Genomic DNA, 394 nt, shown 5'->3' on the forward strand with positions numbered 1-394 from the left:
AGGCTAAAGGACTGGAGGCGCGTCGCGACCCGCTATGACCGATGCCCAAAGGTGTTCCTCTCAGCCATCGCCCTCGCGGCTGTCGTCATCTATTGGTTATGAATACTGATCCTAAGGCAGTTCTTCGGGAAGTTCGGGGACCATGTTGTTGTCCAATGCCTCCAGCGCCTGATGCTGGGCCCCACAGCTCAACCGAGCAACTACATAGGCGCGGCACCGCCTATTTCGCTCGCAAGCTAATGGAACTCAGCGACGAGGCGCTCTATGAACCCGCCGCGATCGACGGCCTGAGCCGCGCCTATGTAGTTGCTCGGTTGAGCTGTGGGGCCCAGCATCAGGCGCTGGAGGCATTGGACAACAACATGGTCCCCGAACTTCCCGAAGAACTGCCTTA

Annotated in this window: 1 pseudogene; it reads left to right on the top strand. The window is 58.9% G+C overall.

From position 1 onward, the window contains the following. A pseudogene (locus tag A3764_RS24430) lies at positions 1–102 on the top strand (IS5/IS1182 family transposase); the annotation flags it as partial. Between the last annotated feature and the right edge of the window lie 292 nt (positions 103–394).

The organism is Sulfitobacter sp. HI0129, assembly GCF_001635395.1.
Taxonomy (GTDB): domain Bacteria; phylum Pseudomonadota; class Alphaproteobacteria; order Rhodobacterales; family Rhodobacteraceae; genus Sulfitobacter.